The sequence below is a fragment of the Thiopseudomonas alkaliphila genome (assembly GCF_001267175.1).
Classification (GTDB): Bacteria; Pseudomonadota; Gammaproteobacteria; order Pseudomonadales; family Pseudomonadaceae; genus Oblitimonas; species Oblitimonas alkaliphila.
In genome coordinates this window covers 295,014-310,820 of record NZ_CP012358.1, presented here as the reverse complement: position 1 = coordinate 310,820, position 15,807 = coordinate 295,014, and the positions used below count along the sequence as shown (strand labels likewise).

Sequence of the window (15,807 nt, the reverse complement as noted above, 5' to 3'; positions counted from 1 at the left end):
AGGGAAGAGCCTGAGCCCTTCCCTTATTTTTTTAACGCTTGTTGCAACGTTCGAAATTAAGCTAGAGCAGCTTTAGCTTTCTCAACGATGGCAGCAAACGCCGCTTTTTCATTTACCGCTAGATCCGCGAGTACCTTACGGTCGATCTCGATGGATGCTTTTTTCAGGCCAGCAATGAAACGGCTGTAAGACAGACCATTTACACGCGCACCGGCGTTAATACGAGCAATCCATAATGCACGGAACTGACGTTTTTTCTGACGGCGGTCGCGGTAGGCGTATTGACCTGCTTTGATTACCGCTTGCTTGGCAACGCGGAATACGCGTGAGCGTGCACCGTAGTAACCTTTAGCAAGTTTCAGAATTTTCTTGTGACGGCGACGAGCCTGAACGCCACGTTTTACACGAGCCATAAACTATTACCTTTATTTATCTAGACTTAAATTAACGAACGCGCAACATGCGCTCTACACGTTGAACTTCAGACGGGTGCATCAAGGATGTACCGCGTAACTGACGCTTACGTTTAGTAGTCATTTTAGTCAAGATGTGACTCTTGAAAGCGTGCTTGTGCTTGAAGCCGTTGGCGGTAGCCTTGAAACGTTTTTTAGCACCGCTCTTTGTTTTCATCTTTGGCATGTTTGAATACTCCGCATTCAGTGATTACGCATAACCTTAAGGCCTGCCAGTGCCCTAGGGGGTTACTTTTTCTTTTTCGGGGCGATGACCATGATGAGTTGACGTCCTTCCATCTTCGGGAACTGTTCAACGGTGCCGTAGTCTGCAAGGTCATTTTCAACCTGCTTTAACAGCTCCATGCCCAGCTCCTGGTGAGCCATCTCACGACCACGGAATCGTAACGATACCTTGGCCTTGTCCCCGTCTTCTAGGAAACGTATCAGGTTGCGTAGTTTTACCTGATAATCCCCTGAATCCGTCCCTGGACGAAACTTAATTTCTTTTACCTGCACTTGTTTCTGGTTCTTACGAGCCTGTGCTTGCTGCTTTTTCTTCTCAAACAGATGTTTGCCATAATCCATGACACGACATACTGGAGGGTTAGCATCCGCAGAAATCTCTACCAGATCCAATCTTGCCTCTTCGGCAAGTTGCAGGGCTTCATCAATCGAGACGATCCCGACTTGCTCACCATCTGCGCCAATCAAACGCACTTCACGTGCGGTGATGTTTTCGTTAATAGGGGCCTTAGGGGCACTTCGTCTGTCTTGTCTCATATCTCGCTTGATAATAATCACTCCAAATCTTGGCGTCCGCGCCGGGAAATCGCAGTTTCTAACTCATGTTTAAATTGCTCAACCGTCATGGTTCCTAAATCTTTTCCATCACGAGAGCGAACTGCGACAGTTTGCGTTTCCACTTCCTTATCACCTACTACTAACAGATAAGGAACCTTCAACAAAGTGTGCTCGCGGATTTTAAAGCCGATCTTCTCATTTCTCAAGTCAGTCTTGGCTCTAAATCCACTTTCATTCAGATTTTTTTCAAAATTCTTGGCAAATTCAGCTTGTTTATCGGTAATTGTCATAATGACCGCTTGTGTTGGGGCCAACCAAGCTGGGAAAGCACCTTCGTAATGCTCAATCAAAATACCAATAAAACGCTCAAACGAACCCAAAATAGCTCGGTGTAACATCACCGGATGCTTACGATCGTTTGTTTCACTGACATATTCAGCATCTAAACGTACGGGTAGATTGAAATCCAGTTGTAAAGTTCCGCACTGCCAAACACGGCCTAAACAGTCGCGCAATGAAAATTCAATTTTTGGACCGTAAAATGCACCTTCACCTGGCTGTAACTCGTACTCCAGACCCGCAGCCTCTAATGCCGCTGCCAAAGCCGCCTCAGCTTTATCCCACTGCTCATCAGAACCTACTCGCTGCTCTGGACGGGTAGAGAGCTTTAACTCTAAATCAGTAAAGCCAAAGTCTTGATATACCTTGCGAGTTAACTCGATAAAGGCTGCAGATTCGGCCTGCATTTGATCTTCGGTACAGAAAATATGCGCATCATCTTGAGTAAAGCCACGCACCCGCATAATGCCGTGCAATGCACCCGATGGCTCATTACGGTGGCAAGACCCAAACTCAGCTAGACGTAGCGGCAACTCACGGTAGCTTTTTAGACCTTGATTATACACCTGCACGTGACACGGACAGTTCATCGGTTTAATCGCGTAATCGCGTGACTCTGACTCAGTGACAAACATGTTGTCAGCATAGTTGGTCCAGTGCCCCGACTTTTCCCAGAGTACTCGATCCACAATTTGCGGGGTTTTAATCTCTAGATAGCCATTATCACGCTGGACTTTACGCATATACTGCTCAAGTACCTGATAAATCGTCCAGCCGTTCGGATGCCAAAACACCATACCTGGCGCTTCTTCTTGAGTATGGAACAGATCTAAACGTTTACCCAGCTTACGGTGATCGCGCTTCTCGGCTTCTTCAATTCGCTGAATATAGGCATTCAGCTGTTTTTTGTCCGCCCACGCCGTACCATAAATACGTTGTAATTGCTCATTTTTAGAGTCGCCACGCCAGTAAGCACCCGAGAAACGAGTCAGCTTAAAAGCTTTTAGAAAACGAGTATTAGGCACGTGGGGACCACGGCACATATCCACGTATTCTTGGTGAAAGTACAAGCCCATTTGCGTTTCGCTTGGCATGTCTTCAATTAAACGTAATTTATAATCTTCACCGCGCGCTTTAAATAGCTCAATTACTTCAGCACGCGGAGTCATTTTTTTAATGACGTCATAATCTTGATTAATCAGCTCTTGCATGCGCTTCTCAATCGCAGCCATATCCTCAGGAGTAAAAGGACGCTCAATGGCAATATCGTAATAAAAGCCTTCGTCAATCACCGGCCCAATCACCATTTTCGCTTGCGGAAACAGCTGTTTAACCGCATGCCCAACAAGGTGCGCACAGGAGTGGCGAATAATTTCCACGCCCTCTTCGTCTTTTGCCGTGATGATTTGCAAACTGGCATCTTCTGTAATCAGATCACAAGCATCGACCAAACGACCGTTCACTTTACCGGCGATGGTTGCCTTGGCTAAACCTGCACCAATTGATTGGGCAACTTCGGCAACAGAAACGGGTTGATCAAAAGAACGCTGACTTCCGTCAGGAAGGGTAATAACGGGCATGGCGCCTCCTCTCCTAGTGGTGACCCCTACCAAAGGTCACATGGGTTGGGATGAGCCAGTAAGAGCGATTTATCTATCACTTGCGATACAAGGCAAAACTTTTTTAGATTAATCGGAGTCACTGGAAAATAATAAGTCATAAAATAATTAAAGGCCGCAACAGCGACCTTTAATTATCAAACAGACGGCAAGTATAACAGATCTTACCTAAGTTACTAAACCTTAATCAGGCTACAGCTCAACTGCTTTACGCCACGCGTTAATTAAGTCTGAGTCGTAATTATAGATATCACTTCTAAATTGTAAGCGCCCATTTTCCTCTACAGCTGCCGTCCAATAAGCCAGCAATACCGGAATCGGCTGAGCCAAGGATACATTCTGCGTACGACCACTTTGCTGCACCTGCTTAACTTTATTTTGCAAAGCACTGCCAGCATCTTTAAACAACCAATCGATTAAATGCTGGATATTTTCTACCCGCACACAGCCAGAACTGACCGAACGGTTAGCCCGATCAAACAGCGCCTGACTAGGGGTATCATGCAAGTACACCATAAACGGATTAGGAAAGCGTATCGCGACCTGGCCTAAGGCATTACGGGGTCCTGCAGCCTGCCGCAACATAATCGGACCAGGATTTGACCAATCAATCTCATAAGGATCTAAACGATTGCCCTGCATATCCAGCACCGTCATCCGACTCCGCGCTAGGTAGCCAATATCGCGCTGAATAGCCGGCAACTTATCGCGGCGATAAATCGTTGGCGGCACAGTCCAAGTAGGGTTCAACGTGAGATGAGTAATCCGCGACTTCATTAGCGGTGTTTTACGTGCAGCAGAACCTACCTGACCACGACTCTGCCACACATGCTCACCCTGATAAAAATAATTTAATTGCGCCCCAGCAATATCAGTTAATAAAAGTGTGGGCTCCATTAAATTATTTACCCAACGCATACGCTCCAAGTTAATGGCAATTTGTCGATTTCGCTGCTCAGGTGAAATATTAATCTGCTTTAAGGTAGCAGGCCCAACAATGCCATCATCCGCCAAGCGATGATCGCGCTGAAAGGCTTTTACCGCCTCAACTAACTCAGCATCGTAAATATTTTCTGGCTCAACTATTGGCGCTGATAGACCATGCAATTCTTCAGCTCTCGCTGCAGCTTGACTCGCCACTAAATGCTCTGCAGCCAATGCTGATTCAGCAACGGCAGTGGTTTCAGCTAAACCAGCAGCACTGGGCAGAATGTCTACTGCAGACACTTCGGGCAAATAATTCAGTTCAGTTAAGCGCGCTCGCAAAATTGGCGTACGCTCATCATCACGGGCATTGGGTTTCAGTGACTTAGCTCCAGCGGGCACCTCAACCCAAGACTGCTGCCCTCTTTCTAAGCGTTGCTGCAATGCGTTACGCAACTGCTGATAAGTAATCAGTTTAGGACGCACAGCGCTAAATGCCTGCTCAGGTTGAGCAATATATTGAGCGGCCAACGCTACTGTATCTGCCTGCCAATTAAATCCTTGGGTGTTTTTATCGAACCAATAAGGCTCCACTTGCTGCGGGTCTAACACCCCTTGTCGCAGTGCCTGTAACGCGCTTAAGTAACTATAGCTTAATTGAATATCTGTACAGGACTCTGCATCGAAAGCGTTATGATTTGCAGCTAAGGGATACTGCTTCGGGTTTAACCCATCAAAGCGCAATTGCTGGATTTGAGCCTGTAATTGTTCGCGCTGCTCAGCGCTAGTCCATTGCGGAGTAAAATTAAATTCAGTATAAAACCGACTTAATTGTTTCAAATCATTACTGGAAAGCTGCGCTAAATCGCCCCCACAAACTTCAGACAAACGGCTAAGCACTGGTTTTAGCTCAGTTTTTTGTCCATCGTCAAGCTCGGCGGCCATGCTTAAGCCGACTATCAAGCTACTCATCCCTGCGGCCACTATCATCATTCGGGTCAACAACAGTTTTTCTCCTCGTCTGTGAGCTGCTACCATCCGTTCATTAGCTAAACTGTGTTTAAGTTAAAGGCGATTACCTATGACTTTAACAAAGCTTGATCGGCACTTATTTTAATCACTAGTGCATAAAAGTCATCTTTTAAAACCTGTGTATTTTATTAAACAACTATTTTGACTCGAGGTTTCCTGCAAAATGGCGCGCTCTTTATTTTCTTTAGGGAAAGTCACCTCCCTCATTGGTGGCTTATTACTATCAGCCTTTGCCACTGCCAACCCCCACGACACCCTCACGCTGCAACTGAGCAAGCAAGCCCCCGACCTTAATAAAAAAGTCTTATCCCATGCGGTAAGCGCTATGAAGTGTGCCCTTAGCAACACTCCCCACAGCAAACCAGCTGAACGTCTGGCAGTGATTGATTTTTCCTTACCCTCGACTCAACAGCGGCTATGGATTTTTGATCTAAAAGCTAAAACGCTCGTGCTACAAGATTTAGTCTCCCATGGCATGAAATCTGGCGACAATCTAGCCTCGAGCTTTTCCAACACCGAAGGAAGCCACCAATCTAGCCTTGGCTTATTTCGCACCGCAGAAAGCTATACCGGTCGCAATGGTTATTCGTTACGTTTAGATGGCCTAGAGTCTGGCTTTAATGATCGCGCCCGTGAGCGGGCAATCGTGATCCACGGAGCGGATTACGTCAATCCAGACTGGATTCAAAGCCAAGGCCGCATTGGTCGCAGTCAAGGTTGCCCTGCTGTACGCCCGGAGATTGCCAACCAAGTCATCGACCAACTAAAACACGGACAATTTGTTTTCTCTTGGTATCCCGATCAAGAGTGGCTAGCCAACTCAACCTACCTCAACTGCCCAAGCAACCAGCGCATCGCTGCCAACAGCAATCAACATCGCGGCGGCTAAACAGCGGGTATAAATTTTAACTCCCCTCAATGAACACAGGCGCCTAATTGGCGCCTGTGCTAGTTACCCCTTAGCGTATTAGCTTAAGCCTTAGTAATAACCTCTAAGCCGCCCATATAAGGTTTTAACACTTCAGGCACCTGAATACTGCCATCCGCTTGCTGATAGTTTTCAATCACTGCCACCAGCGCTCGACCCACAGCCAAACCAGAACCGTTTAAAGTATGCACTAACTCAGGCTTACCGGTTTCAGAATTACGGAAACGTGCCTGCATACGCCGCGCCTGGAAATCACCACAGTTAGAGCAAGAGGAAATCTCACGGTATTTATCTTGGCTAGGCACCCAAACCTCAATATCGTAGGTTTTAGTGGCACCAAAACCCATATCGCCAGTGCACAGCGTCATCACGCGATAAGGCAGCTCTAACAACTGCAGTACCCGCTCAGCGTTAGCGGTTAAGCTTTCTAAAGCAGCAAATGAAGTGCTCGGCTCAACAATTTGCACCATCTCAACCTTGTCAAATTGATGCTGACGAATCATCCCGCGGGTATCACGCCCTGAAGCACCAGCCTCACTGCGAAAACAGGGCGAATGAGCCACTAATTTCAATGGTAACTGGTCAGCCTCTAAAATTTCGCCAGCCACTAAGTTAGTTAGCGAAACTTCAGCAGTAGGAATCAAATAAAGTGGCGCCTGCTCTTCACGATCTAAACGAAACAGATCTTCTTCAAATTTAGGCAACTGCCCAGTGCCCTGCAGTGCAGTACCTAGCACTAAATAAGGCGTATAGGCTTCTTGATAGCCATGCTCAGAGGTGTGCAAGTCCAGCATAAACTGTGCTAAAGCACGGTGCAGACGGGCAATGCCGCCACGCATTACTGAAAAGCGTGCTCCCGACAACTTAGCGGCTGCCTCAAAGTTTAAGCCACCTAACTGCTCGCCTAACTCGACATGGTCTTTAATTGCGAACTCAAACGTCTTAGGCGTTCCCCAACGGCGCACTTCAAGGTTGTCATTTTCATCTGCGCCGACGGGTACCGACTCATGCGGTACGTTAGGCATGCTCAGCAGTAAGTTGTCGAGCTGTGACTGAATGGCTTCTAACTCTCGTTTCCCCTGCTCTAGCTCGCTGCCTAATTGCTCAACACTAGCCAGTAGTGGCGCTATATCTTCACCTCGCGCCTTGGCCTGACCAATAGATTTGGAACGACTATTACGCTCGGCTTGTAACTCTTCGGTACGTGTTTGCACTGCCTTGCGCTGCTCCTCAAGGGCAGTGACTGTTGCTACATCAAGCTGATAACCGCGCGCGGCTAAACGCTGTGCCACTTCTTCTGGTTGCGTACGAACCCATCTAGAATCAAGCATTTATTTATCCATTAACCTATTGTTCTAATCAAAAATACACCTAACCAAGCAGCAACTAAGCCCCCTAGCAGGCTACCCAGTATATAAAATAAAGCGCCACTCCACTGTGCATTTTCTAACAGCCTCAGTGACTCTAAAGTAAAACTAGAAAATGTAGTAAGACCGCCTAATAACCCTGTCATCAGCAACACACGTGTCGCCTCACTTATCCCGGTCCTCGAACTAAACCAGGCATAGCAACAACCTATGGCAAAACTGCCGACTAAATTTACCGCCAAGGTTGCCAAGTAAGCCGGTTGGTTATTTATTGTAAAACCATAACTCACAATAAAACGTAATAAACTGCCAATGGCACCTCCCAGCATCACCACCAGCAGCAAACTGACTCCAGGCATTAATCTATCCGACGTTTAGTTGGACTTAGCTGATCAAGTTGCTGTAAATGCTGCAGTTTAGCACCTATCTTTAGCTCTAATCCCCTTAGTACTGGCTGATAATACTGAGTCGGCGTCATGCTTTCTGGAAAATAATCTTCACCGGCTGCATAAGCCTCTGGCTCATCATGGGCATAGCGATAGGCTGCACCATACCCCAAGTTTTTCATGAGCTTTGTTGGTGCATTACGTAGATGCAAGGGCACATCCAGCGAGCCATACTGCTCTGCATCTCGACGTGCTGCTTTATAGGCCATATACACCGCGTTACTTTTAGGGGCACAGGCCAAATAAGTAATAGCCTGAGCAACAGCCAACTCGCCTTCCGGACTACCTAAACGTTCTTGTACATGCCAGGCATCTAAACATAATCCCAATGCCCGAGGATCAGCATTACCAATGTCTTCACTGGCCATACGAACGACGCGGCGGGCAATATATAAGGGATCACAGCCGCCATCGAGCATGCGTGTAAACCAGTACAGGGCAGCATCCGGATTGGAGCCACGCACCGATTTATGCAACGCAGAAATTTGATCGTAAAACGCTTCGCCGCCTTTATCAAACCGCCGAAAGCTATCAGCCAACACACCCTCTAATAGGGCGCTATTTATTTCACCCTGATCTTCAACTAAATCAGCAGCATTTTCTAATAAATTCAATAAGCGCCGACCATCACCATCAGCAGCTTGGATTAATAAGCTCTGCGCTTCGTCGGTCACGCTGAGTAGTCTTGCAGCTAACCCCTTCTCTTCAGTTAAAGCACGCTGAATTAATTCCGCCAGCGCCTGCTCATCTAAGCGCTGTAAAACATACACGCGCGCTCGGGATAACAGCGCATTATTCAGTTCAAACGAAGGGTTTTCAGTCGTAGCGCCGATAAAAATAAAGGTGCCATCTTCAACATAGGGCAAAAAAGCATCTTGCTGGCTTTTGTTAAAACGATGCACTTCATCAACAAACAAAATAGTCGGCCGACCTTGGGCCGCTTGTTGTTTTGCAATCTGCACCACTTCGCGAATTTCTTTTACCCCAGATAGCACTGCAGAAATCGTTTCAAAATGAGCATCGGTAACTTGAGCCAGTAACCGTGCCAGCGTGGTTTTACCCACGCCAGGCGGCCCCCAAAAAATCATCGAGTGCAGTGCACCTTGCTCAATCGCTTCACGCAATGGCTTACCCCGGGCCAAAATATGCTGCTGCCCCACATATTCATCTAAGTTCGCGGCGCGTAAGCGCGAAGCTAGGGGTTGTACCGGATTAGTCTGCGTAAAAAGATCCACTCTGCCCTCAATAATTACCTAACTTGATCGATGAAGCCTTTACTCTTCAATCACATCCACGCCTTTAGGAATCACAAACTCAAATCGTTTAGCGTCCACTGGCTGATTCATTTTGACCGCTGAAAATAAAATATTTGTTCGTTGCCCCAAACCATCGACTAACTGCATGTCATTAATTAATCCATTGCGAAAAGATAAGCGCAAAGTTTCAAATAAGGTTTCAGGATCCAATGGCTTTAAAGTAAAATCAACCACACTGCCACCCTCTTGGTGCGACACAGAAAAACTCTCGGTAATTTTACTCAAATCACCCGACAGCAATAGCGCTGGAGTGTGGGTAAGGCGCTGATCCATTGCTTGGACTGTAACCTGCATTAAGTCAGGGTCATACAGCCAGATCTTTTTCCCATTAGAAATCAGTTCCTGCTCCATTGGTGCATCAGTATGCCAATAAAACAGTCCTGGCCGCTTAAGCACCATGCTGCCATTGGTTTCTTGCATATAAGAACCTGCACTGTCTAAGGTCATCTGAGAAAAGCGGCCTTCTAAAGTCTCAGCCTTACCTAATAGCTCACTCAAACGCTTTACTGATGCAGCTTGATCAGCATACAGCGGTGTTGTCATTAGTGCCAAACAGGCAGCACCAGCAATGGCGACAGTTTTTACTGCTAAAAAAACACGCTTAAACATACTTATCCCTTCTTCAATAACGATCACTGCCTACTAGTCTTTAACTGGCGGCGGAGCTATGACCTCACGCGAGCCATTATGTGCCGCTTCTGAAACAATCCCCGCTGCTTCCATTGCCTCAATCATCCGTGCAGCACGGTTGTAACCAACACGTAGCTTACGTTGTACCGCTGATATAGAAGCCCGGCGCGACTCTGTCACAAAATATACAGCCTCATCAAACAGTGGATCATCCTCTTCACCATCGGTGGCCATGGTTGCCTCTGACTCTTCCTCACCGACGAGAATCTCTTCAATATAATCAGGCGCACCTCGTTGTTTCCAAGCATCTACCACACGATGCACTTCCTCATCAGAAACAAAGGCACCATGCACCCGAGTCGGCACACTAGTACCTGAAGGTAGGTACAGCATATCGCCGTGGCCTAGCAGTTGTTCTGCTCCGCCCTGATCTAAAATAGTCCGCGAGTCAATTTTACTAGAGACTTGGAAGGCCATACGGGTGGGAATATTGGCTTTAATTAGGCCAGTTATCACATCCACCGAAGGACGTTGGGTCGCTAAAATTAAATGAATTCCTGCTGCCCGTGCTTTTTGTGCAATACGTGCAATTAGCTCTTCAACTTTTTTGCCAACGATCATAATCATGTCGGCAAACTCATCAACCACAACCACAATGGTTGGCAACTTAGTTAAGGTCGGCGGCAAATCGTCTGGGCTTTGTTTGCGATAAGTCGGATCCGCTAAAGGCTGCCCAGCCATCTCGGCTTGGCGGATTTTCTCATTAAAGCCCGCTAGGTTTCTAACCCCCATCGCTGCCATTAACTTATAGCGGCGTTCCATCTCAGCCACACACCAACGCAGTGCATTGGCAGCCTCTTTCATATCCGTCACTACCGGACATAATAAATGCGGAATCCCTTCATAAATTGAGAGCTCTAGCATTTTGGGGTCAATCATGATCAAGCGCGCGTCCTCTGGAGTCGATTTAAATAAAATCGAGAGAATCATCGCGTTAACCCCTACCGACTTCCCTGATCCGGTAGTACCTGCCACCAGTAAGTGTGGCATTTTCGCAAGATCAGCAGTTACCGGCTGACCACTAATATCATGCCCCAAGCCTAATGACACTGCCGACTGCTTATCTTCAAACTCCGGGGTATCAATTACCTCAACTAAGCGCACGATCTGGCGGTTTTCATTGGGCACTTCAATCCCAACCGTGGTTTTACCTGGAATCACCTCAACCACTCGCACACTGATCATAGCCATGGAGCGGGCTAAGTCTTTGGCTAAGTTGGTAATCCTACTAACTTTAATTCCAGGCGCTAGCTCAATCTCAAAGCGTGTCACTACAGGCCCCGGATGCACTGACTCGACAGTAACCTGAACGCCAAACTCTTTGAGCTTAGTTTCTAACGTATGGGACATCTCCATGAGCTCTTGCTCACTGTAGCTAATCGCTTTAGCTGAAGGCGTATCCAATAAACTCAGGGGCGGCAAGGTGCCCACTAGACCGCGATCAACGGTGGTCATCGGGGTAATAGGCGCACTCGCTACCGGCTCTGGGTGATACATAGCTGGCGTTGCAGGACCAATAGTAGGCTGAGATACCGCAGACTCAGGCGCTGCAGGTGACACTGGCTGAGCTGCTGCAAAAGTTTGAGCTGTAACTAAATTAGGACTAGTGCTCGGTTGCCACTGCGCAAACTGATTAGGTTGCTCGGTTTGATAACTGCGGCTAATGCTTGGCACGCTCATATCGGCTAGGCTCTCAGACGCCGTTTGACTGGCGGCACTAGGCGCTGCGCTAGCAACTTCTGGCGCTGACGCTGGAGCCGGCTGATCGATTGCGGTATCTAGCTCAGTTAAAGGGGCTACGTCGAACGCATCCTCTTCTGTCACTAAATAGTCTTCTTCTAGGGTTAGCGAAGAAAGCGTAGGCTCAGTACGCTCGCTGGCTGGACGACGAATAAAGCGAGTGGAAACAGATACTTCGGTTTTATCTTCTGGTTCGTCAATAGCAACGACGGGGGCCACGTGCATAGCTGGCTCAGAAACAGGCGCAGGACGTGCTGCAGGTGCTACTCGGTGAATTTTTGGCCCACTGACTGGCGCTACGGGCTCACGGGCTAACTGATCACGAATAGAGGCTAAGGAGCTCACATTCTCAAAGGCGATTACAGGTTGCTGATCAAAGCCTGAGGTTGTATCCGCTGTATCAACCGTGGCGGAAAATGAGGTTAACTCGGGCTCTTTACGCTGTTTGAGCGAGGCCACTGGCTGAGCGTCTAACTCATCTTCTTCCTCAAGCATCTCCTCAGCGGCTAATTCGGCACGGCGTTGTTGGCGATCCTGAAAGTTACTGGCCAAACGCTCCCATAAGACCAGTGCATACTTGCCGATTTTCTCCATTAAATTGAACCAGGACAGATTGGTAAAGGTAGTAAATCCAATTAAAAAAGCAGCAAATAATAATAAGCTAGCACCTTGGCTATTAAGCAAAGATACCGCTATACCGCCTAGGGTTTCGCCAATAATGTTGTAGTTGGTCAACTGATCTGCTGGCTTAAGCTGAAAGATATAAGCCAAACCAGCGCCAGACACCATCAACAGAATAAAGCCCACACTGCGTATTACTAACACTTTGCTATCCAGCTCAATTGGCTGATAACGGCGTAAAAATACTTGAATGGTTTTAATCACCAGTAAAATTGGAAACACCCAAGCAAAGTAGCCCACAGCGCTAAATAAAATATCCGCCACCCAAGCCCCTAAGCGCCCTCCCCAGTTTTGCACTGGGACTGCATCCATACTGGCTTGACTAAAACTCGGGTCTTTAGGATTAAAACTAATTAACACCATCCAAAAAAACACACTGAGCACCACCAGCAGCAACACCAGCCCTTCTTTCATCCGGACCTGAACCTGTTCATGCCAAGAGATTGGCTGACGCTCACTACTCTTTTGCTTACTCAACTTTTTCAAAGGAATACCTGACTCGCTACCAGTAAAAATAACAACCACAGTAAAAGCATGCATTGTACGGATTTACAGTGAAAATTTCATGCCCGATTAAGCAAGTTTCCAAAGTAAATATTTTGCTCTATGGTGGAACTTATTTTGTTGGCACTTTTACTTAAAGGATCTAGCATGCTGCCTTGGCTTAGCCCTGATAACTGCGACTTTCCGCCTCTAAGCACTGCTCTCAAGCAACCCGACGGATTACTCGCCGGAGGCGGTGACCTGTCAGTGGAGCGCCTCACTGCCGCCTATCGACATGGATGCTTTCCGTGGTTTAGTCCAGGTCAGCCTATCCTATGGTGGTCGCCTAATCCGCGGACGGTCTTATTTCCAGAGCGTTTTCACCTAAGCAAAAGCCTGCGTAAAACATTCCGTAAAGCGCAGTTTAGCGTCACCTTAAATCAAGCCTTTGCTGAGGTCATAACCGGCTGCGCCGCTCCCCGCGATGCCCATGGCACTTGGATTACTCAAGCCATGCAAACGGCCTACCAACAACTGCATCACGCAGGAATCGCCCACTCGGTTGAAGTATGGCAAGCACAAGAACTAGTCGGCGGCTTATATGGCGTTGCTTTAGGCCAAGTGTTTTTTGGTGAATCTATGTTTAGTCGGGTCAGTAATGCCTCGAAAGTAGGCTTTGCCACCTTAGTGAGTGAGCTTAAAGCCCAGCAGTTTGCCTTAATTGACTGCCAAGTTCACACTGAACACTTGGCCAGTTTCGGGGCAGAACCCATCAGCCGCACGGCATTTGCCGATTTTTTAAATCAGTTTGCTGATCGCCCCTGTCGCATGGACTGGACACCCCGCTCGCTTTCGCTGGTACTGGATAAGCACAATGATTAACTCCCTTGAGCACATTCCAGTAGTGCTACTGGACAATGAATCCTGCGGCTACTTTGATGACCGAAAGGCATCCAACTTACTGGTTCATCCCGACACCGAGCTTAGTCTTGACCTACAAGAGCAGCTGGGTGCTGCCGGATTTCGACGTAATGGGCAGTATTTTTATCGGCCCCACTGCCAAAATTGCGAACGCTGTGTTTCGCTACGGGTGCCAGTGCAGCAGTTCAAACCCTCACGCACCCAACGCAAGCTACTCAATCGCAATCGCCATGTGCTCACTCAGATTCGCCAACCGGAATTTCTTGAGGAACATTACGCCCTGTACTATCGCTATTTAGAGCAGCGTCACGCAGATGGTGATATGTTTCCACCTTCACGCCAAAGCTATCATAGTTTTCTAATTCAGCATGCTGGCTCAACCCAATTGGTTGAACTGCGTGATCAACACTCAAACCAGTTGCTTGCCGTGGCGGTGACTGATTTTTTAGCGAACTCTTTATCGGCGGTATACACCTTTTTTGATCCAGATCTAGCCCATCTGAGCCTAGGCAGCTTATCCGTACTTAAGCAAATTGAACTTGCGCAGCAACAGCAAAAACCTTACGTCTATTTAGGTTTTTGGATTGCCGAACATCCTAAGATGGACTACAAAACCGGTTACGCCCCCTTTGAGCTATATTTTAATGAGCAGTGGCATGCATTTGCCCCCAAATAACCACGTTAACTTGCGCTTTTTGAAATAGCTCAGCGAGTTATCTGGCTTTTTTGATTGATTTAGCTTAAAATATGCTCCGCTTTCGCCTCGACGACAATTCAGTACTGAGGCTTACTTTTAGTATTATCGAGGGTTTTATTGGATGTCTAAAGAAGACAGCTTTGAGATGGAAGGCACCATTGTTGACACCTTGCCTAACACTATGTTTCGTGTAGAGCTAGAAAATGGTCACGTGGTTACTGCACATATCTCAGGAAAAATGCGTAAAAACTATATCCGTATTTTAACCGGTGACAAAGTGCGCGTTGAGCTAACGCCGTATGATTTAAGCAAAGGCCGCATCACCTACCGCGCCCGCTAATCAGCCGTCTATTTAATCAAAACAGCCGAACTTTAAGTTCGGCTGTTTTGTTTTAGCTATAAAATTACTCTTTGCATCAACTGATCAATCACCACACAATCTTTTTCGGTTCGTAACTGGTTAAATAATTGCCGCGCTTCCGGGTAGCGATTACCTAACAGGGCAAGCCATTGCTTTAAACGACCGGGGGCAAATTGTGGCTTTATTTTAATCCGTGCTTGTCGCCAGAACTCAGCTACTAAAGGTGCTACCTCGCGCCAAGTGTAAGGAGTAAAGCTACGCCCTTCCTTGACCGCTAAAATTTGTGCTGCTAAATCGGGCTGCCAAACCAAGCCACGACCAATCATCACATCATCTACGCCACTAACGGCGCGGCAGCGATGCCAATCCTCGACACTCCAAATATCGCCATTGGCATATACCGGACAGTCAACCACCTGTTTTACCTGCGCCACCCACTCCCAATGGGCAGGCGGTTTATAGCCCTCAGCCTTGGTTCTAGCATGCACGACTAACTGTTGCGCTCCACCCTCAGCCAAAGCGCGGGCACAATCAAGCGCCTTACTCTTATCCTGTAAGCCTAAGCGCATTTTTGCAGTGATTTTAGCCCCAACTGGCACAGTGGCGCGAACCTCTTGCATAATTTGAAACAGCAATTCGGGCTCTTCCAGCAAGACAGCGCCCCCTCGAGATTTATTTACAGTTTTGGCCGGACAACCAAAGTTAAAGTCAACCACTGGCGCGCCTAACTTGAAGGCATAAGCGGCATTATCGGCCAAACAACTAGGGTCTGAGCCCAATAGCTGTAAACGCATTGAGGTGCCCACCGGAGTTTTTGCTTGAGTAAGCAACTCAGGTGCTAAACGCAAAAAACTTTTACGCGGCAAAATACGATCAGTGACCCGCACAAACTCACTGACACACCAATCGATGCCACCAACTTGCGTTAAAATATCACGCAAAATATCGTCTACTAACCCTTCCATGGGCGCTAAAGCAATTTGCACGCTAGGTTTTACTCTTTTTGC

14 protein-coding genes and 2 pseudogenes are annotated in these 15,807 nt (G+C 47.5%); 4 read left to right on the top strand and 12 right to left on the bottom strand.

The features are described 5' to 3' along the window. Positions 1 to 56 precede the first annotated feature (56 nt). The 5 genes from rplT to AKN87_RS01480 all read right to left on the bottom strand — a co-directional run bounded on the left by rplT (position 57) and on the right by AKN87_RS01480 (position 5,143). Complete coding sequence (gene rplT, locus AKN87_RS01500; protein WP_053102255.1) at positions 57 to 413, bottom strand: 50S ribosomal protein L20; 357 nt, start codon at positions 411 to 413, stop codon at positions 57 to 59. A gap of 31 nt (positions 414 to 444) precedes the next feature. Continuing rightward, positions 445 to 639 (bottom strand): 50S ribosomal protein L35, encoded by a 195-nt coding sequence (gene rpmI / locus AKN87_RS01495; RefSeq protein WP_053101722.1) that lies wholly within the window; start codon positions 637 to 639, stop codon positions 445 to 447. A gap of 62 nt (positions 640 to 701) precedes the next feature. Continuing rightward, the gene (infC, locus tag AKN87_RS01490) at positions 702 to 1,253 is read right to left on the bottom strand and encodes a translation initiation factor IF-3 (protein ID WP_173568177.1); all 552 of its coding nucleotides are present in this window, start codon (positions 1,251 to 1,253) and stop codon (positions 702 to 704) included. After that, complete coding sequence (gene thrS, locus AKN87_RS01485; protein ID WP_053102254.1) at positions 1,253 to 3,175, bottom strand: threonine--tRNA ligase; 1,923 nt, start codon at positions 3,173 to 3,175, stop codon at positions 1,253 to 1,255. The genes infC and thrS overlap by 1 nt, the downstream gene beginning before the upstream one ends. Before the next feature lie 231 nt (positions 3,176 to 3,406). Beyond that, on the bottom strand, positions 3,407 to 5,143 hold the full coding sequence (locus tag AKN87_RS01480; RefSeq protein WP_158487772.1) for a L,D-transpeptidase family protein: 1,737 nt from the start codon (positions 5,141 to 5,143) through the stop codon (positions 3,407 to 3,409). 190 nt (positions 5,144 to 5,333) lie between these two features. Here AKN87_RS01480 and AKN87_RS01475 point away from each other — a divergent pair, with 190 nt between their 5' ends. Then, positions 5,334 to 6,059 carry a murein L,D-transpeptidase catalytic domain family protein gene (locus tag AKN87_RS01475; RefSeq protein ID WP_053101719.1) on the top strand — a complete coding sequence of 242 codons (726 nt, stop codon included), beginning with the start codon at positions 5,334 to 5,336 and terminating at the stop codon, positions 6,057 to 6,059. Between the two features lie 83 nt (positions 6,060 to 6,142). Here AKN87_RS01475 and serS read toward each other — a convergent pair whose 3' ends face one another. From serS to AKN87_RS12545, 6 genes and pseudogenes are all read right to left on the bottom strand, one after another. Next, entirely contained in the window at positions 6,143 to 7,429 is a 1,287-nt protein-coding gene (serS, locus tag AKN87_RS01470) for a serine--tRNA ligase (RefSeq protein ID WP_053102252.1), read from the bottom strand. An 11-nt stretch (positions 7,430 to 7,440) separates the two neighbouring features. Then, complete coding sequence (gene crcB / locus AKN87_RS01465) at positions 7,441 to 7,824, bottom strand: fluoride efflux transporter CrcB (RefSeq protein WP_064502518.1); 384 nt, start codon at positions 7,822 to 7,824, stop codon at positions 7,441 to 7,443. Continuing rightward, positions 7,824 to 9,146: a replication-associated recombination protein A gene (locus AKN87_RS01460; protein ID WP_053102251.1), complete on the bottom strand. Its 1,323-nt coding sequence runs from the start codon at positions 9,144 to 9,146 to the stop codon at positions 7,824 to 7,826. Before AKN87_RS01460 ends, crcB begins: the two co-directional genes overlap by 1 nt. Positions 9,147 to 9,185: 39 nt before the next feature. Next, complete coding sequence (lolA, locus tag AKN87_RS01455; protein ID WP_080995469.1) at positions 9,186 to 9,836, bottom strand: outer membrane lipoprotein chaperone LolA; 651 nt, start codon at positions 9,834 to 9,836, stop codon at positions 9,186 to 9,188. Positions 9,837 to 9,869: 33 nt separating this feature from the next. After that, positions 9,870 to 11,441 (bottom strand): annotated as a pseudogene (locus AKN87_RS12550) (DNA translocase FtsK); the annotation flags it as partial. 807 nt (positions 11,442 to 12,248) lie between these two features. Next, positions 12,249 to 12,752, bottom strand: a pseudogene (locus AKN87_RS12545) (DNA translocase FtsK 4TM domain-containing protein); the annotation flags it as partial. A gap of 237 nt (positions 12,753 to 12,989) precedes the next feature. On the opposite strand from AKN87_RS12545, the gene aat reads away from it, so the two are divergent. The 3 genes from aat (at position 12,990) to infA (ending at position 14,779) form a co-directional block, all read left to right on the top strand. After that, a complete protein-coding gene (gene aat / locus AKN87_RS01445) occupies positions 12,990 to 13,703 on the top strand; it encodes a leucyl/phenylalanyl-tRNA--protein transferase (RefSeq protein WP_053102250.1) in 714 nt (237 codons plus the stop codon). After that, on the top strand, positions 13,696 to 14,418 hold the full coding sequence (locus AKN87_RS01440) for an arginyltransferase (protein ID WP_053102249.1): 723 nt from the start codon (positions 13,696 to 13,698) through the stop codon (positions 14,416 to 14,418). Before aat ends, AKN87_RS01440 begins: the two co-directional genes overlap by 8 nt. Before the next feature lie 142 nt (positions 14,419 to 14,560). Next, positions 14,561 to 14,779 carry a translation initiation factor IF-1 gene (gene infA, locus AKN87_RS01435; RefSeq protein ID WP_053101714.1) on the top strand — a complete coding sequence of 73 codons (219 nt, stop codon included), beginning with the start codon at positions 14,561 to 14,563 and terminating at the stop codon, positions 14,777 to 14,779. 56 nt (positions 14,780 to 14,835) lie between these two features. Here infA and AKN87_RS01430 read toward each other — a convergent pair whose 3' ends face one another. Continuing rightward, positions 14,836 to 15,786, bottom strand: a complete 951-nt coding sequence (locus AKN87_RS01430; RefSeq protein ID WP_053102248.1) for a tRNA dihydrouridine synthase — start codon at positions 15,784 to 15,786, stop codon at positions 14,836 to 14,838. Between the last annotated feature and the right edge of the window lie 21 nt (positions 15,787 to 15,807).